This is a genomic window from Arthrobacter bambusae, from assembly GCF_030812595.1.
Lineage (GTDB): Bacteria > Actinomycetota > Actinomycetes > Actinomycetales > Micrococcaceae > Arthrobacter > Arthrobacter bambusae_B.
This window is the reverse complement of the sequence record NZ_JAUSSZ010000007.1, coordinates 57,090-74,864: the sequence shown is the minus strand read 5'-3', so window position 1 is coordinate 74,864 and position 17,775 is coordinate 57,090. Positions and strand designations below refer to the sequence as shown.

The following is a 17,775-nucleotide window of genomic DNA, read 5'->3' as shown; positions in this document are numbered from 1 at the left end:
TCGCCCGGCCATTCATCCGGCAGCGGCAGTGTACAGACGGCCGTCGCAATTTCACGCCGTTGCATTCCTCCCGTTACGCACGATCAAAGTTGCATGTAGACACTCTTGGTGTACAGGTAGGTGTCCATATGTGCAGCGGTGCCCTTGTAGCCGTACCCGCTTAGCTTGGTTCCGCTGAAGCCGACCAGAGGATCGATGTAGCCGTAGCAGTTCACCCACATCGTGCCTGTGTGCACTCCCTGGACCACCCGTAATGCAGTGGAAAGACTTTGTGACCACACTGCTCCCCCCAGGCCGTATTCACTGTCATTTGCGATAGCAATGGCCTCGTCCACGTCGTCGAAAGGCATAATCGACAAAACAGGGCCGAAGATCTCTTCGCGGGCGATCCGCATCTCGTTGGTCACACCACCAAAAACGCTCGGCTGCATGAAGTATCCGCTGCCGAGTTCCCCCTCCAGCCGCTGGCCGCCGCAGAGCAACTCAGCCCCTTCGTTCTGGCCGATATCGATGTAGGACAGCACCGTGTCCAACTGGGATTGGGAGATAACCGGGCCCAATGTCGTGGCGGCGTCCAAGCTACGCCCGACCCGCAGGGTCTCCATGTATGCCAGCAGCCGCTCTGTAAACTCATCGACGATGGACCGCTGAACCAGCACCCGGGTGCCGGCGAAACAGATCTGGCCGGAGTTGGCAAAAACACCCATCGCGGCTCCGGGTACTGCTTTTTCCAAATCCGCGTCTGCGCACACGATGTCCGCCGACTTGCCGCCCAGTTCCAGTTGCAGCTTTTTGATGTTCGCGGTTGATGCCTGGATGATGCTTCGGCCGGTTTGGGTTGATCCGGTGAAGGCGATGCGGTCGACGTCGGGGTGGGCAGCCAGCGCGTGTCCGGCTTCTTTGCCGGAGCCAGTGACGACATTGATGACTCCAGCAGGCACTCCCGCTTCATGCAGGATCTCGGCCACACGCAGCACCGACAGAGAAGCTTCCGAAGCCGGTTTGAGCACGGCAGTGCACCCACTGGCAAGCACGGCACCGACGATCCAGAACTGACCATTGAGTGGACCGTTCCAAGGGATGATGCCCCCAACGACGCCAACCGGCGCCTTCAAGGTCATCGTGGTGACGTCGCCGGGGAGGCCGTTCATCAGTGTCTCGCCAGTGATGCTCATTGCCTGTGAGGCGAAGAACGACAGCATCTTCATCAAGGTGGCCTTGGTGTTGCGCAACCTCGAGACCGGGGCGCCCATGTCCATGGCCTCGATGTGGACCAGTTCCTCGAATCTTTCGTCAAGTACCTGGGCGACGCGCATCAGCAAGGCTTGCCGCTCGTAAGGCGTCCAAGTGCTCCACTGACCTTTGAACGCCTTGCGTGCAGCCAGGACCGCCCGATCGACGTCGGACTGATCGCCGGCAGCAAGCCGCGCCAACACCTCACCGGTCGAAGGATTGAGGGTGGTCATCGTCTTCCCGGACGTGGCCGGGACCTTCTCACCGTCGATGAAGAGATGGTGCTCATCGCGGGACAAAAAGCCCTGGGCTTGTTCGCTCGGAGCGAGGTTCTGCTGGGATGTGGTGGTCATTGTTTTTCCTCTCACCTGACCTTTGACATTCCGTCAATCGAAAATTAGGACGCCGTTGCCACTCTGGCTTTGATCGCTGTTCAAGGGCGGGTCGCCGAGATCTGGATGGCCACGATAACCGCCGGCACGTCCCCCTTGTTTCGCCAAGCGTGCTTGGTGCCCCGCTGGACGAGCGTGTCACCGGGCGTGAGCAGCGTCTCGCCGGTCTCGAGAATGGCCCAAAGCTCACCGGAGAGCAGCGTGACAATGTCAACCGTCTCCGTCGTGTGCATGCCGGGAATGTCCTGGTCGCTCGTCGACTCGGAGGCTGCCGCGTTTGCCAGAGCTTGCGCGTAGCCAGCCTCGTAATCCCACTCATGATCTGGCGGGAACGCCGTGATGTTGTAGGTGTAACCCAGTGGCGGAGGTGGGATGACGGCGACCTCGGCAAGACTGTTCTCCGCCAGGGCTGAGCCGGGGACTTCCTTGGCCTGCCATAGGTCATTGCGCATGAAAGCGTCAGTGACGAGCCTGGTATCGGTGAGTGCGTCACTTACGATTGTTGACCGACCTTGGTCGTCCAAGCCTGTCACGATCCGTCGCGCACGCAGATCGCGGTATTCGCCTGTCATAGTGCTTTCCTTTCGGTAGTTATGTGTGGGTTTCAAAACCGACTTACGGTACTTGGTCGGAGCGTTCACCCCGACCGCCCAATTAGGCTTTGAGCCTCTGTTTCGAGCTAAGGGGATGACGCTTCCCAGTTCGGCCTCGGCCACTTCGCACGCGCTCCACTCCCGCATAGGCGGCGACGGCGATGACCAGGATGGCTCCGTAAAGTGCTTGCTTGGCTCCGTCAGGAATGTTGAGCAAGGGCGTCGCATTGTCGATCAGAGACAGGAAGACCGCACCCAGAACGGCGCCAACGAAGGAACCGCGGCCCCCCGTCAGCACGGCACCGCCGAGGAAAACTGCGGCGAAGCACGGTAGGGAATACCCAGCACCCACATCATTGGTACCAATTCCGGTGAGAGAGGCGAGGCAGATGCCGCCCGCTACTGCTCCCACTGCACAGACAATCAGACTTGCGGAGCGAACAAGAACCGAACGCCGCCCTATGCGGTCGCTGGACTGAGCGTTGAAGCCGACCGCACGGAGTGCCAGTCCACCGCGCGTGCGGTACAGCCAAATCTCCAGTGCGATCGTGAGGACCACGAGAATTGCAAATGGTGCCGGGATGGAGCCCAATCCCAAACTGAAGGCTGTGCCCAGATCAGGCGCGATCATTCCACCTGGTTGAGGGCGAAGGACGATCGCGATCCCTTGAATGATTCCAAGTGTCGCGATGGTCGCAACAATGGGATTGACTTTGAGCGGCCCGATAAGTAGGGCATTCACAGCTCCGACGGCAACCGCTGCTAGCAGCAGCAAAGGCACGGTGAGGAGCAATGATCCAGCGCTCAGATCTGGAAGCGTCATCGACGCTAGGACCACAGTGAGACTCATTGTGGCACCCACGGATATGTCGAAGCCTCCCGACAACAAGGTGAATTGTTGTCCGAGCGCGACGAACGCGAGCGGCAGGCTCAGGAGCATCAGGTTGGCCAGGTTTGGTCCGGTCCAAAATACAGGCGAGTGAGCGCCCGTATATATTGCCAAGAGCGCCGAGAGCAGCAGCAGCACGATGACTGGGACGTAAGAGGTCAGTTGACCGAGCGACCGTGTAAACCTCGCCGGGCCGGTGAGTTTCGTGTCCGGGCGCTCGGCGATTCCCGCGGCGCTCACAAAGCTTCGAACGATCTCCGTCTCAGTGGTCGGGCCCACTAGTTCGGCGCTGATCTCTCCACGCGACATGACATAGACGCGGTCACACAGCCCCGCCAATTCAGATGAGTCAGAAGAGTTCACCAGGACTGCAATACCTTCGTCGGCAGCATCTGTGAGCATCCTGTAGATGTCCATCCGAGCGCGTGCGTCAACGCCTTGGGTTGGTTCGTCAACAACCAGCACTTTCGGTGTTCGCAAGGTCGGTCGTGCAAGAACGATCTTTTGCTGATTACCCCCGGAAAGCGCGCTGATCGGCTGGAACGGAGACGCGGCGACAATACCGAACTGCGCCGCGGCGCGGCTAAACGCGCCTTTGAGCCGACTGAGCACAGCGAGACCGCCCGGCCCATTCGCTGCGCCGGACTGAATTGTAAGGTTATCCATCACTGGAAGCGGGCCGTAAACGGACTCCGCGGCCCGGTCCCCACTCTGGAAGCTGATCCCGGCATGCAGCGCAGTACTTGGATTGTTCCGGGTGAGCACCCCGCCATCGACAGCGATGTCTCCGTCGCTTTGACCGATTCCGATGAGACCACGCAGCAAAGCGCGCTGGCCGTTGCCCTCCGCGCCGGCGATTCCGACAATCTCACCACCCCGGACCGACAGTGAAACAGGGCCGAAGTCGGACCCGGCGAGGCTGCGGACCTCGAGGCGAGGCTTTTCCGACAGCTGATTGCCACGCTGAGGAAACTCCAGCTCGGTCTTCGCGCCCACCATCAGCTCCACGATGTCGTCGACATTCCAGTCGCGGGAGCTGTAGGTCCCCCGGATAACACCGTCGCGAAGAACGGTGAGCCGGTCGGCAAGGCGACGGACTTCCTCCAGCCGGTGGCTGACGTAGACAATGGCAGTGCCTTCGCCACGGGCGGTTCGCACTAGTTCCTCGAGGTGAGCGGCCAGCTTCATGTCCAGCGCAGCCGTGGGCTCGTCAAGAAGCAACACGCGCGGGCGGTGACACATCGCACGCGCGACCTCAAGGAGTTGACGGGCCCCTGGGCCAAGCGAGGAGACGGTTGCTGACGGTTTGAAGGGCAGTTGGTAGGCCGCCAACAGGGAGTTCAAGTCGCCGGGCCGTTTTTCGCCAACGGCGTCAAAGGACAGGGCGATATTGTCAGCGACCGTCAGCTCCGGAACCAATGAGGTGTCTTGGTATGCGGTCATAAGTCCGAGGCCGCGCGCCTGTCGGATGCCACCTCGCGACAGCGAACGTCCTTCAATGAGCACTGAGCCGCTATCCGGAATCAGGACGCCTGCGGCAATCTTGATCAGCGTCGACTTTCCTGACCCGTTCTCTCCGACGAGGGCATGGACCTCGCCGGCCTGGCATTCAAAGTCGACCTCTGCGAGTGCTCGGACACCAGGAAACGACTTTGACACATTCGTCAGAACGAGGGCCGGGTCAGAGCTCGACGATCCGCGCGTCTCGCCATCTGAGGTCACCATAATTTGTTGCTTCGTCATTAGTAGTTCTTCCCTACGTGGATAGGTCCACATGGTTGTTTGGGTTGCCGGTTGAGGTCCGACGGTCCGAACCCCAACCGGCACCTGGACTAACGACTCAACCGGCGGAGAGGGCCAAGTTGGCCAACTCAGGGTTGAGTAGGGTAGGTAGCGGCACGTTTGCAGGCATCCCCGATACGTTTTGATCCTGGATATCGGCGAGCCCCACCACCGGGACGGGAGCGAGAACCTTGTTAGGGACATTCACGCCGAGCTTGCTCTCGATCCCTGCAGTCACTCCCAGACGTCCGTACCAAACGTGCCCATTGGACACATAGTTCTCTGCTTTGAGGCCAGCCTTCTTCGCGTCGTCGTAGACATTGAAGGCGGAATAGTTGGCTGTGTCGACGAATGAGGCCGGCGGAGTCTTTCCTGCAGCGATATAGGGCCGCAGGAAGGTATCGCTGGAGTAGTCGTAGAGCATTGCGGAGACGTCCTTACCCGAGGCGAGAAGCTCATTCGCGGCCTGGGTCTCCCCCTGTGGTGTCCACTGTGTGAATCCAGAAACAGCCTGCTGCCAGCCAGCCGCTTTCAACGCTTTCTCTGCACAAGGCTGCCACTCAGCGGCATCCGCATTGCCTGGGACCCCGGTGTAGAGGGCGTATGACTTCGACGCAGTTCCCGCCCCGGCCGTAATCTTCTGGACAGCACCGGTGCCCATAGCGCACAGGTCATAGGGGAGCTGCGTGGTGACCGATGCCGTCGCCTCGTTGGGAAGAGGCGAGTTCTCGGTTACAAAGGCGATGCCCGCGGTAAGCGCCTCCTTCGCAGCCGGAAGAACTGCTGGACCGAAAACCGGATCCTCGACAATAATGTCGACCTTCTGGGCTATAAGGCTTCTCAAGTTGGAAAGAACCTCAGCAATATTCCCACTGGACGAGCTGGTAAAGATGATCCGCTTGACCTGGGGGTAGGCGATCGCCTGGGCTGTGGCCTCTGCACGTCGGACGCTCCACCACGGGTTGTTGGTGAAGTCGGCGTTGATCGCAACGGTCAGCGTTCCGTGTCCGGTGTCACAGGAGCGCGCTCCCAAGCAGGTCTTGAGCTGCTGCAGTTGCGCATCAGTGAGGGGTTTTGACGCTACCGCGAACGTGTCTGCCACGACTGGGGGAAGTTGAGCGACCGGCACATCTGCCAAGAGCGCCTTCTTCGCCGTCGCCGCAAGCTGAGTGGGATCCACTGAGGACGCTGTGATCAGATCCGTAGGCACGCCATGAGAGGCGTTGTCGGAGGTGTTTGCCCCCGTCGTGGTGGAACAGCCCGTGAGAATCGTGGCAAGCACAACCCCCGCCACAAGTGGCAGTGAGGGGCGATCCCGTCGGAATCCGGCCCATCCCGCGCGACTAGTATTCATATTGTCTCCTTGATATTGAATGATGGGGTCGTCTTCGACCCCACACCTTGTTCAGGGTTTCGTCCGCCGCCTCGATGGATACCGCGATTGCCCCAGCGCAGCCCGGAGAGCGCGAACTGCCCGAGGGTGATCGCCGATACCGCGAGCACAAGAGCCACGCCCTGTGCCACGACCCGAGGGCCGGCGGCGAACCCGTAAATCGAAAGTGCCTGATCGAGCAATTGCAAGAACAAGCAAGCACACACCACACTGGCGGCGCTGGACGGGCCGCCGTTGAACGCTGTACCCGCAATAGCGACCGCGGTGATGGTAGCGAGTTGGTACGGCGTGCCCACCGACGTATCCGGCGTCACGACAAAGCCCGCCACCAATACGCCCGCGAGACCGTAGAGGAGTCCCACACCGCCGAAGGTGAAGAATTCGATGCGACGGACATTGATGCCGTGAAACCGCGCGGCACGCCTATTTGATCCGATGGCGGCGATTTGCCGCCCGCCGCGGGTCTTGGATAGAACCAGAGCAATGATCACTCCAACCACGACCGCGACAATGAAGCACGCGTTGAGACCCAAGAAGGACCAGTGGGTGAAATTTTGCATGTCCGTCGGCGCCAGACCAGTCATTGAGAACGACGCACCGGTCCACAGCACGACCGCGCCAGTAACGATTCCAAAGGTCGCCAACGTAACGATGATGGCGTTCAGGCGGATGACTGATATGAACAACCAGTTCAAGAGGCTGATCACGACGGAGACTGCCAGTGCTACGCCGACAACTGCGAGAAGATTCGCCCCCTGTGTTCCGTAATGCACCACTACGCCCGCGGAGCATGTGATTACCGCAGGAACCGAGAGATCGATCGCACCCAGCATCACGACGAGCATCTGCCCGAGGGACGCGAGTGCGAGCACTCCAGCCAGCGCAGTCGAGACCCTGAGCCCATCCGGGCGGAGTGTAACCGGCACAACGAGGGCTATGACCAAAAGGGCAAGCGCTAAAGCTCCCCAACTTGCTATGTATCGGCCAGGAAACCGGTACTTTAGATCGGTGATCAGGCCGGATGGCGCCTTTTCTCGGCCCGGCCCGGACACCGGATTTTTCCAGCCCCGTTGCTCGGTAGCTCCCGAGATCTGTTCGTATTTACGCAAAACTTTACCTTTTCTTTTCAGCGTCAATCGCTATGCGGACGAGTCTCGGGTAGTGGCGCCGAGTTCGCGAAGCGGCAGGAGACTTCGGCGTCCCTAGACTGAAATTTTCGGTTGTGAAGATCTGATGAACGGGGTCGACTGGTGCCATCCTCACCTTGGGCTAAGGCTGGGCGTGCCAGGCTTAGCGCATCCTGGGCCGTAATCGGCGAATGTCAGGCGTTTACGGTCTCAGCTTGCTCAAGTGCGGCGGATAGCGGTGCATTGTCCACATAGATCCGCTGGTCCGTGAACTTACCGTCGACCACCCTGCACACTGAACAGGCCGGTATAGTGACGGATCTGCCATCTAGGAGTGTCCAGGTCGCGACCGACTCAAAGATCAGGACGTCATCGTCCTCCTCCCAAGCAGCGACGACGTCATGATGAAGCGATTCGATCTGTTCGAGTAGGCCTGAAAGCGTTGCGACGAAGGCATCCGCGCCCTCGAGCGTTGGAGCGTTGGCAAAGGTGGCTGTCATGTGGTCCGCGAAATAGGCACTGTAGCGCGCCGTGTCCTTCGCCTCCATAGCGGCGTAATACTCGGTCAGAAATTCGATTGTTGATTCGTTGGCACGCACCAGGTTCTCCTTCCATTAGGTTCGGCAGTTTCCTGCGATTAGTACCGGCTTGGTCTATATGTATTTCAGCGTTCGCCGAAATGACCCGTGATCATTCCCCCATCGACCGACAACGCATGGCCGATGACGAAGGATGCAGCGTCGGAGCACAACCACAGCACGGTGTTCGCGATCTCGTCGGGGCGACCCATGCGCCCGATGGGCTCCATTGCGATATTTGCAGCGCGCCCCTCGGACGTACCGCCCGTCACCCGGTCCATCATTGGGGTATCGACGATGCCGGGACAGATTGCGTTTACCCGCACTTTTTCCGGCGCATAGTCGAGGGCTGCTGACTTAGTGAGGCCCACAATGCCGTGCTTTGCTGCGGTATAGGCCGCCTGCCCTCTGAATCCAATCAGCCCAGCGGCGGATGAGTTATTAACAATGGCGCCACCACCGTTGGCACGCATGACCGGGATCTGATACTTCATGCTAAGGAAGACCCCTTTCAGGCTCACGTCTACGATACGGTCGAACTCAGCTTCAGAGATCTCCGCCGTGGCTATGAACCCATGCTCGAGGCCGGCGTTGTTGAAGGCTGCATCGAGACGTCCATAGGCTGCGACCGTCGCTTCCAATGCCGCCTTTAGATCCTCGCTCCGGGTTACATCGCACCGGACGGCAATAGCTTCTCCGCCCTGTTCCTTAATGAGATCTACGGTCTCTATGCCTGCTTCCTCCGACAGGTCGACAACCACAGTGCGAGCCCCAGCTCCTGCAAACGCGAGGGCGGTGGCACGGCCCATCCCGCTCCCGCCACCTGTCACCATCGCGACCTTGCCTGAAAAGTTATTGTTTTGGCCAGTCATACTGTTAGCTTCTCCGTTCACTGCCGCCGCTCCCACCGAGGACGGACCGGCGTACTCGAATCATCGGGAGGTCTGATGCCTTCAACACTTAGGTGACCCGAGTCACAGCCTGTTGATATCCATCATCTGACGTGAAGTGAGTGCCCCGCAAATGATCATTTGTGATGGGTCCATGCCCTGCCCGCATTCTTCCCGGGCCGGGTCTGCAGGAGTCAACCGACGTTCCAACGCCATGTGCCCACTCTTGGGGCGAGGGCTGAAAGCAACGTGCATTGGGCATGTGATGGGGTGATGCCGGCATCACCGAATGTTATTTGAAAAGTCCGGTATCACTGGGCAGTATGGCTGCAGTGGGTCATACACGCGGCGATAAAGACGTGGTGTCGGGCACGGAAGCTGACACCACGACGGCTGCATGGAGTGAGCTTCCAGCAAGGTGAAATCATTTCGCGCCGCGGCTCGTTCCGTCCCACCGCTGTCTTCGTAAAGTTTAGGTCCAGGAGGAACAATTGCGAGCCCTTGTGAAGAGTAAAGCCGCCCCCGGCGGTGTGGAGCTGCGCGATATGCCGGTTCCTCAGGTCGGAGAAGACGAAGTTCTCCTGGAGTTGATCTACGGTGGACTGTGTCGAACGGACGTGTCCTTCGTCCAGTGGAATGCAGCCGCGCAAGCGACCTACCGGCCCAATTTTCCGCAAATCATCGGACATGAGTACCTGGGGCGAGTCGTTGCATCAGCCCCAGGAAGCGGACTCCCGGTTGGCTCCAGGGTAGTAGGCTCGGGGCACGTCGTGTGCGGCACATGTCCCCCTTGTCTGGCAGGCCGGTCGATGCTCTGTCAGAATCTGAAGGTTCTAGGGCTGGACATCGACGGAGTGTTCGCTGAACGGTTCGTTGTCCCTCGGCGCAATGTCGCCATTGTCCCTGATGAGGTCCCCGATGTCGTCGCGGCCCTCGCGGAGCCCTTCGCGGTTGGCCTGCACGCACTAAAACGCGGTTCAGTTCAGGCTGGCATGAAAGTAGCAGTAATTGGTCCCGGATCGGTCGGTCTCATGACAATCGCGGCGCTTGGAGCAGAGGACGGAGTGTCGACCACCGCCATCGGCACTGAAGCCGATCTCAAACAATTGGAACTTGCGTCCTCGATGGGCGTAGACGAGATCAGGGTCGTCGGTCGCGACACCAATGCGGTAGCAGGCGCATTCGACGTTGTGGTCGAGACGGCCGGCCATGAGTCCGCCGTGTCGCTAGCGGTTGAGCTCGCCGCACCAGGCGGGACTGTTGTCTGCGTGGGACTGCCTGCGGACCCTGTCCAGATCAACTCGGGCCGGCTCGCCATGACCGAGAAAAGCCTTGTCGGCGCACGTGCGCACGACATTTCGGACTGGAAGGACGTACCCCAAATGCTAGCCAAGGCCACCGGGCTCGCAGCGATAGATGTCAAGACCGTCGGGCTCGGCGAGCTTGACCATGCCATCCACCTCACCGCAACACGCCAGGCCTCCAAGGTCTTGCTGGCCCCGTAGTCCGCTCGGCACGTGGCACTGGTCAGCAGGGACGGCGAAAAACGCGTCGAACGAGCGGCCGGTGCCACGTCAAATGGCGGGCCCCGGCAAGGTCCCCCAAAGTTGATGCCCTAGCTCAACCAAATTTGTCGGTTGGCCTTCGGCAGTCGTATCTCCTGGACACAACTCCCGAACCAAGGAGTCACATGGAAATGAAACAGCTCGTAGCCATGGTGACCGTAGCCGAGGCCGGGAGCGTCACACACGCAGCCCAAATGCTCCATATCGTTCAGCCTGCAGTGACGCGGCAGATCAAAACGCTCGAGGACGAGCTCGGCGTCGTACTCTTCGACCGGACACGCCAAGGCATGGTCCTCACCTCAGCCGGTGAGGTCTTCCTTCTCCGTGCCCGCCGCGCGCTTCAGGAGATGGAACGCGCGCGCACGGAACTGACGCCGCAGACAGGTGACGTCACCGGACTTGTGTCTGTGGGAGTATTGGAGAGCTTGCTTGACGTAATCGTTCCCCCGCTTGCCAGCTCAGTTGCCAAGAGATTCCCCGGCGTGGAACTCCGGATCATGTCGGGGTTTTCCGGCTACCTGCAGAAATGGCTGGACGACGGTGTTGTCGACATCGCAGTACTCTACAATCTGGCCGATACGCCGGCGATGCGCGTAAAGCCGCTGCTCTCCGAACGCCTCTGGGCCGTCGCTCCTGCCGACGCAGGACTGCTGCCCGCAGAACCTGTCACTTGGGACCGGGTACTGAGGGGACCGTTGATTCTTCCGATTCTGGGACACGGATTGCGTACGCTCATCGACAAGGCGCGGTTTGATATTCCAATCGAGCCGAAGATCTCTCTCGAGACAAACTCCATGAGCGTTCAAAAACAAATGGTCCTCGCCGGGCGCGGTTGGACCATCCTGCCCGGCGCCGGCGTCGCTCGAGACATCCAAGAGGGCACGCTCAGCGGTGCACCCTTGGCCGAGCCAAGGCTGTCACGCTCTGTCGTAGTGGGATTGCAGCGGGCCGCCCGCATTCCGCGTGCGGTCGAAGCCGTCAACGCCGAACTGCTGCGAGTCTCACGCAACCTGGTGGTCTCGGGCGCATGGCCGTCAGCCACACTCGTGGACGCCCCTAAACAGTGACTGCTCCTAAACAAATAAATTCTGCACGAGAAAGGAATCATCATGGAATACCGCAATTTGGGACGTTCAGGGCTGAAAGTCTCCACCATCACCCTCGGGGCGATGATGTTTGGCGGTCGGGGCTTTTTCGCCTACGCCGGCAGTACCGGCCTGGATGAGGCGAGACGACTACTTGATGTCGCGCTGGATCACGGGGTGAACCTGGTCGATACAGCGAATGTGTACTCGTATGGCGCGTCTGAAGAAATGCTGGGGCAGGCGCTTAAAGGTCGACGCGACCGGACACTCGTCGCTACCAAGGTGCGCATGGCTATGGGAGACGGTCCTAACGACGGCGGACTGTCGCGCCATCAGATCGTCGCCCAGGCCGAGGCGAGCCTACGTCGTCTCGATATCGACCACATCGACCTGTACCAGGTACACGAATGGGATGGACAGACACCACTCGAAGAGACACTCGAAGCACTCGACTCACTCGTGCGCTCAGGCAAGGTGCGGTACATCGGCAGTTCAAACTACGCGGGCTGGCAGCTTATGAAAGCCCTCGGCGTGTCCGAGCGAAACGGATACCAGCCGTTCGTCTCACAGCAGATTCACTACACCTTGCAGGCTCGCGAGGCCGAGTACGAACTGCTCCCGATCGCTGAGGACGCGGGCGTCGGAGTGCTGGTTTGGAGCCCGCTGGCGGGTGGTCTGCTGTCGGGCAAGTACCGGCGCGGGCAGCAAGCACCGGAGGGTTCTCGTAAACTCGCCGAATGGAACGAGCCGCCGGTCCGTGACCAGAACGCCCTGTATGACATCGTGGACGAACTCGTCGCAATCGGCGATGCTCGCGGGGTCTCGGCCGCCCAGATCTCGCTGGCGTGGCTGCTGGGCCGGCCAGGCATGGCGTCGCTCGTCGTGGGTGCCAAAACCGAGCAACAGCTCTTGGACAACCTCGCTGCCGCAGATATTACCCTCACCGAAGAGGAGCGATACCGCTTGGACAATGTCTCCGCACCGCCGCTGATCTACCCGTACTGGCACCACGCGAAGTCCGCTTCAGACCGGCTTGGCCCTCACGACATCGTTCCCAACGAGGCACTCCGAAACACCCGGGAACCGATGGAAATCTCCATTTAAGTAGAACAGGCTCGAGTCCTGCACTTCACCGTACGACCCGAGCTTATTCTCTGTTTACCGCAGTTCGCCGTGGACGGCGTCAAACGGCGGGTCTGCGGGGCCCGATCGAAGTGGCCACCGCACCGGCGGCGTCGTCGCCGTGCTCAGCAGGGTTGCGGAAACGCCGCGGCGGTGTCGCCGTTCTGTGGGTAAGAGTTGTGGTCTGTCGAATGTCTGGAGGCGCCGGCGGAACAGGTGAGAAAGCACGAGGAAGGAACCGAGACGAGCTATGACTTCACGGGAAAAGTCGCATTCGCCACCGGGTGCGCCTGCCGGGATGCGAGCTGCCTTCGCCCAGAGCTCTGCCAGCGAGAAGCCGACGACACTCCACGTGGTCATCCCCGTCCTCCGGAGGCTTGGCTTGGAGGCTTCCGTTGACTGAGCCGCGCTCGCGCCTGATGACAACTCTGATCTACGCGGCGCTCTCCTCAGCTATCGTGAGCTCGCTAGGAATGCTGTTGGTGCCCTCCGTCTCCCGCGAGATGGACGTGTCGGTCAGTACGGCGCAGTGGATGCTCACCGTCAACCTCCTTGTCGGCGCTGTCGCGACCCCCGTGATGGGACGGCTGAGCGACGGACCACACAAGAAGCGGCTCTTAATATCAGCCCTGGCGATCATTCTCATCGGTTCGATCACGGCGGCGCTGGCGCCCAACTTCACGGTATTCTTGCTCGGCAGGGCGCTTCAGGGGCTGACCTACGGGATTGTCCCGGTGACGATCGCTCTTGCCCGCCGTTATGTGCCTGCCGGCAAGGTCCAGTTCTCCATCTCTAGCCTCTCGGTGACCGTTTCAACCGGTATCGGGATCGGCTATCCTCTGACGGGAGTCATCGCGGGACTGTTCGACTTTCGGTTCGCGTTCTGGTTCGCCGCGTTATTCGTGGTCACGGCCATCATTTTCGTCTTACGCGTCGTCCCGGCAGGACCTGACGAACATGCGCCGCGGGTGCCCTTCGACTACGCCGGGGCTGTCCTGCTCGGTCTCGGTCTCGGAACCCTGCTCCTGGGCATCGGCGAAGGAGCGAACTGGGGCTGGGGCTCCTTGTGGACTCTTGGGGCCTTCTTGTTCGCCGCAGCCGTCCTGACGACTTGGATTCGAACTGAGCTGGGCACCCACCATCCGCTGATCAACCTTCGGGTCCTCCGGAACGGTGAGGTCCTGCTGGCCAACGGCACGGCAGTCGGGCTCGGCGCCGCAATGTATATCGGCCTCTCGATTTCCAGCCTCGTAGCCCAGGCCCCGACCTCCACCGGCTACGGCATCGCGCTGCCGATATTCTGGGCAGGTTTCGTTATGTTCCCGCTGTCGGTGGGCAGTTTCGGCGCGAACCGTCTAGTGCGCCGATTGGCACGCCAGATCCGTCTGGCGACGCTGCTGCCGATCGGCGCCAGCATGATCACTGCGGCCGGCATCCTGCTCTGGTTTGCCCACGCCGAACTCTGGCAGATCTTGATCGGGATGCTCGTGTTCGGTCTGGGAACGGGGTCGAGCTACGCCGCCATGCCGGCTCTGATCGCCCGGAGTGTTGCAGCAGACGAGTTGGGCAGTTCCGTTAGCTTCAACCAGGTCCTTCGCACCGTGGGAAGCTCCTTCGGCACCGCGGTCTCCGGCGCGGTGCTCGCCGCGAACCTGGCACCGGATCTTCACCCCACCGGTTCCGGGATCAGTGCAACATTCGCGATCGGGGCAATTCTTTGCCTGACGGTGTTCGTCTTCCTACTCATGCACACCCTCCTGGCACGCTTCCGCAGGGCAGCCGACGAACAGCATGTTAAGTAGTTTCGGGGGCCAAAGGGAAACACCGGCGCCTTCGGGAGGCCGTGTTTCATTTTGGGTCCGGGCGCGTTGACCCGGCAGCGATTGTTACTCGGTGAGGGCAAGTCCCCCGGTCCAACCAACCTTTTCGCCTGCTGCGAGGATGATCTGGGGGAACCGACGGCCTTGACTTCGCTGGCGCACTGCAGGGATCCGGCGTCGACCGCGGGCAGACCGCCGACAGAGACTGATGTTCCGCACGTCCGAAGTCGACGTTGCCGTCAGCAGCCGTGAAACATATGACGAGTCACCTTCGTCGACCTTCTTCCCGACCAATACTGTGCGATGGAACCGAGGAACCACAATCTCGCATCCAAACCGGACGTCAAGCGGTTCGACCTAGCCAGGGAATGCTCCGTGATGTCGGACCTGCACAAGCACCCATTTGAGTAAGACTCGTCGGGGCAAATGGGGTGGCCGCCTGCGCAGGGGCGCCGCCGCTTACCAGCCCGGCACCCGCGAGGGCTCCTCGACGGCATCGTCGCCTTCATCTCCTGCCCAGGAGGACGGCAATCGCGTCTCCGGCGGAGACGTTGTCACCTTCGGATAACTAAGATTCGCCCGAGTGCGCCGGCGAACTCCGCCGTCAACTCAACGGTCGCCTTCTCGGGTTCAACCTCCTCGATGGGCTGGTCGACGACCAGCGTGGAGCCCGACGAGACAAGCCAGGTCTGGATGGACGCCTCGGAGGCGTCTGCGAGTACTTCGGGCATACGCGGAATCTCGGCCATTAGCTAACTTCGAATCCTTACCGTCTCAAGGGCGGTGACGATGTCTTCTGTCCGGGCGATGGCGGCTCGTTGGAGCACTTTCGAGATGCTCGGGACGATTTGCGGCGAGGTCAGAGCCTATTGCTACATGCGCCAGTGCGGGTAGGACCATCCCAACCGTTAGACACCTATCTGCGCAGACAGGCTCGAACCGAGGCAGGGTGTCTGGAACCGCGGCCATCGGTCTCCACGCTCCGCTACATGGCCTCTTCGCGGTTCCGAAATGAGTCGGAACTCCTACGCACCCTTACGTTTGGCCTCGCTTGGTCGCTTCGGTATCGTGGCCTGCTGCGCCAACTCGGCAGCCCTCGGCCGGATTCCATGGTGGAACTGGATTCCGTCGGGTAGTCCCTGAACAGTCGCAACGGAATCGGCGATGTCTATGGTGATCCTGCCGTTCGCCATGGGCGCGTTAGTAATGTGCAGATCTCCGAAGGATGCGGGGAAGACCGGATCCAACCACACGCCGCCCCGGGCTACATCGGCGTAATAGCCCATCAGGTTCTTCACCAGTTGGATGGGGGTGGTTGCGGCCCAGGCCTGTGGTGAGCAGGCCGTGGGATAGGGGATGGGTTCGTCGAAGTGCTCGCGGCTGAAGCCGCAGAACAATTCGGGCAACCGACCGTCCGTGTACTCTGCCGCTTCGAACAGGGCTGTAGAGATCCGCTGCGCTTGCTCTACGAAGCCGTAGCGAATGAGTCCGTTAGTAATGATCGCATTGTCGTGGGGCCAAACCGATCCATTGTGGTAGCTCGCAGGGTTGTAGGCGCCCATGTCGCTGGCCAGCGTTCGTACACCCCAGCCGCTGAACATTTCCGGGGACATGAGCCGATCGACAATAAGAGGAGCTTTGTCCTCGTCCACAATGCCAAACATCAGGCATTGGCCCATATTCGAAGTGCACGCATCGACGGGCCGCTTGTGGCCGTCCAAGGCGATGGCATAGTAGCCGCGGTCGGGCAGCCAAAACTGTTCATTGAACTGTCTCTTTAGCTCCGCCGCGCGATCCCTGTATTCGGCAGAGAGTTCCATCTCGCCGGCATCGAAGGCTATCCAGGACCGCGCAAGATACGCGCTGTATACGTACGCTTGCACCTCGCATAAGGCGATCGGAGGCTCGGCCAACGTCCCGTCAGCAAAATTGATGCCGTCCCACGAGTCCTTCCAGCCCTGGTTGATCAGCCCACGCTCATTGAGCCGGGAATACTCAACAAAGCCGTCGCCATCCTTATCTCCATACTGGCGGATCCACTCCAGCGCCCGGTCAACGTGCGGCAGCAGGGTTGATACCGTTTCTCTGGCGAATCCCCAGCGGCTGACCTCGCCGAACAAGGCCACAAAAAGCGGGGTGGCATCCACGCTGCCGAAGTACGTTGATTTGCCCCCCAGCGCTAGTCCGCTTGAGACGTCGAATCTCACCTCATGCAAAATCTTGCCCGGTTCCTCTTCGCTCATCTCATCCACGACGCTTCCTTGACGGTCCGCCAGTGTCTGGATGGTGCCAAAGGCCAGGGAGGGGTCCACCGGAAGTGCCATGAGGGACGCCCAGAGCGAGTCGCGACCGAAAAGAGTCATGAACCAGGGGGCTCCGGCGGCGACCATCACGCGCTCCGGGTGGTCAGGATCCTCGATGCGAAGCGCACCCAAGTCATCGTAGCTACGCCGGAGGGTCCTCTCGATTGAGCGGTTGCCGATGTGCAGCACAGGAATCCTGGACACCCACTCCTGACGGCGTCGGTCGCGAGGGGACATTTCCCCCTTCTGCGGCCGGTCGAATCCCGCCAAGGGAGCGCTTCCGTCGGTGAGGGGCACCGCGCTCACTGTGGCGCTCCACTCTCCGTTCGAAGGGACACTGATCCGGTAAATGAGGCCGTCAAGGGCGATGTCGGCTCCGGCTGCCGATAGCAAAACACCTTTTCGAATCTCCCGCCAGGCAGCCCGTATGGTTAGCGAATCTTCTTTCGCTTCGCGGGATTCTTCCCAGCGCCGCTGAACGCGTGCCTCCTTCACCTCGAAGAGGTCCGCGAAGTCTGCCTCAACCTGGAGGGCAACCAAGCACTCGACAGCGTCCGGCGAGTAGTTCCGAACGGTTATCACTTCCAAGAATCCGGCCCCGACCTCCCGTAAGCGTTCGACAATCAGAGGGCTGTCCGCATACCCGTCAGACCTGGGCACGCGTCCGACAAACAGACCGCGGTAGGGCTCCCTCGCCCTCGCCGCGAGCGGCTCCAACGGCGCGCCGTTGACAGTTAAGTTCCAGCGGGACACTATGCGGGCGTCTTCGACGAACAGTCCGTGCGGGTATTCCGGTGAAATGTCACCGTTGGCGGATGAGATGCAAAAGGACGAGCCCTCAACCAATGTCACCGCGCCAGCTCCGACGGGCCCGGCAGCCGTGTCAGCATTCCACCCAGCCATTCCGGCTCCTTCAACCGATGACTTTAACGGCCCAGCGCTACAAGGATCTGAACCGATCGCCTGCCGACGACGGTACGCCCTCGGGCCCACCCGATGCTAC

Annotated in this window: 15 protein-coding genes and 1 pseudogene; 5 read left to right on the top strand and 11 right to left on the bottom strand. The window is 60.7% G+C overall.

Features of this window, described 5'->3' with window-relative positions; all coding sequences use genetic code 11:
- Positions 1-83 precede the first annotated feature (83 nt).
- The 7 genes from J2S96_RS11025 to J2S96_RS10995 all read right to left on the bottom strand — a co-directional run bounded on the left by J2S96_RS11025 (position 84) and on the right by J2S96_RS10995 (position 8,859).
- On the bottom strand, positions 84-1,586 hold the full coding sequence (locus tag J2S96_RS11025; RefSeq protein ID WP_306862991.1) for an aldehyde dehydrogenase family protein: 1,503 nt from the start codon (positions 1,584-1,586) through the stop codon (positions 84-86).
- A gap of 80 nt (positions 1,587-1,666) precedes the next feature.
- On the bottom strand, positions 1,667-2,197 hold the full coding sequence (locus tag J2S96_RS11020) for a hypothetical protein (RefSeq protein ID WP_306862990.1): 531 nt from the start codon (positions 2,195-2,197) through the stop codon (positions 1,667-1,669).
- Between the two features lie 82 nt (positions 2,198-2,279).
- Positions 2,280-4,850 carry an ATP-binding cassette domain-containing protein gene (locus J2S96_RS11015; RefSeq protein WP_306862988.1) on the bottom strand — a complete coding sequence of 857 codons (2,571 nt, stop codon included), beginning with the start codon at positions 4,848-4,850 and terminating at the stop codon, positions 2,280-2,282.
- A gap of 97 nt (positions 4,851-4,947) precedes the next feature.
- On the bottom strand, positions 4,948-6,243 hold the full coding sequence (locus J2S96_RS11010) for a sugar ABC transporter substrate-binding protein (protein ID WP_306862984.1): 1,296 nt from the start codon (positions 6,241-6,243) through the stop codon (positions 4,948-4,950).
- The gene (locus J2S96_RS11005) at positions 6,240-7,418 is read right to left on the bottom strand and encodes an ABC transporter permease (protein ID WP_306862982.1); all 1,179 of its coding nucleotides are present in this window, start codon (positions 7,416-7,418) and stop codon (positions 6,240-6,242) included. Before J2S96_RS11005 ends, J2S96_RS11010 begins: the two co-directional genes overlap by 4 nt.
- Before the next feature lie 185 nt (positions 7,419-7,603).
- Entirely contained in the window at positions 7,604-8,008 is a 405-nt protein-coding gene (locus tag J2S96_RS11000; RefSeq protein ID WP_306862979.1) for a nuclear transport factor 2 family protein, read from the bottom strand.
- Between the two features lie 65 nt (positions 8,009-8,073).
- A complete protein-coding gene (locus J2S96_RS10995; protein ID WP_306862975.1) occupies positions 8,074-8,859 on the bottom strand; it encodes an SDR family oxidoreductase in 786 nt (261 codons plus the stop codon).
- Positions 8,860-9,422: 563 nt separating this feature from the next.
- Between J2S96_RS10995 and J2S96_RS20205 the strand changes: the two are divergent.
- Positions 9,423-9,725, top strand: a pseudogene (locus tag J2S96_RS20205) (alcohol dehydrogenase catalytic domain-containing protein); the annotation flags it as partial.
- On the opposite strand, the gene J2S96_RS10990 reads toward J2S96_RS20205, so the two are convergent.
- Positions 9,711-9,839, bottom strand: coding sequence for a hypothetical protein (locus J2S96_RS10990; RefSeq protein ID WP_306862972.1), 129 nt, complete (start codon positions 9,837-9,839; stop codon positions 9,711-9,713). The pseudogene J2S96_RS20205 and the gene J2S96_RS10990 overlap by 15 nt on opposite strands.
- Positions 9,840-9,869: 30 nt before the next feature.
- Between J2S96_RS10990 and J2S96_RS10985 the strand changes: the two genes are divergently transcribed.
- The 3 genes from J2S96_RS10985 (at position 9,870) to J2S96_RS10975 (ending at position 12,631) form a co-directional block, all read left to right on the top strand.
- Positions 9,870-10,382, top strand: coding sequence for a zinc-binding dehydrogenase (locus tag J2S96_RS10985; protein WP_306862969.1), 513 nt, complete (start codon positions 9,870-9,872; stop codon positions 10,380-10,382).
- Positions 10,383-10,567: 185 nt separating this feature from the next.
- On the top strand, positions 10,568-11,509 hold the full coding sequence (locus J2S96_RS10980) for a LysR family transcriptional regulator (protein WP_306862966.1): 942 nt from the start codon (positions 10,568-10,570) through the stop codon (positions 11,507-11,509).
- Positions 11,510-11,551: 42 nt separating this feature from the next.
- A complete protein-coding gene (locus J2S96_RS10975; protein WP_306862963.1) occupies positions 11,552-12,631 on the top strand; it encodes an aldo/keto reductase in 1,080 nt (359 codons plus the stop codon).
- Between the two features lie 54 nt (positions 12,632-12,685).
- Here the strand turns inward: J2S96_RS10975 and J2S96_RS10970 are convergent, their stop codons facing one another.
- Positions 12,686-13,009 (bottom strand): hypothetical protein, encoded by a 324-nt coding sequence (locus tag J2S96_RS10970; RefSeq protein ID WP_306862960.1) that lies wholly within the window; start codon positions 13,007-13,009, stop codon positions 12,686-12,688.
- Between the two features lie 35 nt (positions 13,010-13,044).
- Between J2S96_RS10970 and J2S96_RS10965 the strand changes: the two genes are divergently transcribed.
- Entirely contained in the window at positions 13,045-14,451 is a 1,407-nt protein-coding gene (locus J2S96_RS10965; protein WP_306862958.1) for an MFS transporter, read from the top strand.
- Between the two features lie 572 nt (positions 14,452-15,023).
- On the opposite strand, the gene J2S96_RS10960 is transcribed toward J2S96_RS10965, so the two are convergent.
- Positions 15,024-15,200, bottom strand: coding sequence for a lipoyl domain-containing protein (locus J2S96_RS10960; RefSeq protein ID WP_306862956.1), 177 nt, complete (start codon positions 15,198-15,200; stop codon positions 15,024-15,026).
- A gap of 294 nt (positions 15,201-15,494) precedes the next feature.
- The gene (locus tag J2S96_RS10955) at positions 15,495-17,675 is read right to left on the bottom strand and encodes an amylo-alpha-1,6-glucosidase (protein WP_306862952.1); all 2,181 of its coding nucleotides are present in this window, start codon (positions 17,673-17,675) and stop codon (positions 15,495-15,497) included.
- Positions 17,676-17,775: the final 100 nt, after the last annotated feature.

Coding starts and splice junctions, on each gene's coding strand:
- J2S96_RS11025 (WP_306862991.1), bottom strand. CDS start 1,586: ATGACCACCACATCCCAGCAGAACCTCGCTCCGAGCGAACAAGCCCAG.
- J2S96_RS11020 (WP_306862990.1), bottom strand. CDS start 2,197: ATGACAGGCGAATACCGCGATCTGCGTGCGCGACGGATCGTGACAGGC.
- J2S96_RS11015 (WP_306862988.1), bottom strand. CDS start 4,850: ATGACGAAGCAACAAATTATGGTGACCTCAGATGGCGAGACGCGCGGA.
- J2S96_RS11010 (WP_306862984.1), bottom strand. CDS start 6,243: ATGAATACTAGTCGCGCGGGATGGGCCGGATTCCGACGGGATCGCCCC.
- J2S96_RS10995 (WP_306862975.1), bottom strand. CDS start 8,859: ATGACTGGCCAAAACAATAACTTTTCAGGCAAGGTCGCGATGGTGACA.
- J2S96_RS10985 (WP_306862969.1), top strand. CDS start 9,870: ATGAAAGTAGCAGTAATTGGTCCCGGATCGGTCGGTCTCATGACAATC.
- J2S96_RS10980 (WP_306862966.1), top strand. CDS start 10,568: ATGGAAATGAAACAGCTCGTAGCCATGGTGACCGTAGCCGAGGCCGGG.
- J2S96_RS10975 (WP_306862963.1), top strand. CDS start 11,552: ATGGAATACCGCAATTTGGGACGTTCAGGGCTGAAAGTCTCCACCATC.
- J2S96_RS10970 (WP_306862960.1), bottom strand. CDS start 13,009: ATGACCACGTGGAGTGTCGTCGGCTTCTCGCTGGCAGAGCTCTGGGCG.
- J2S96_RS10960 (WP_306862956.1), bottom strand. CDS start 15,200: ATGCCCGAAGTACTCGCAGACGCCTCCGAGGCGTCCATCCAGACCTGG.
- J2S96_RS10955 (WP_306862952.1), bottom strand. CDS start 17,675: ATGGCTGGGTGGAATGCTGACACGGCTGCCGGGCCCGTCGGAGCTGGC.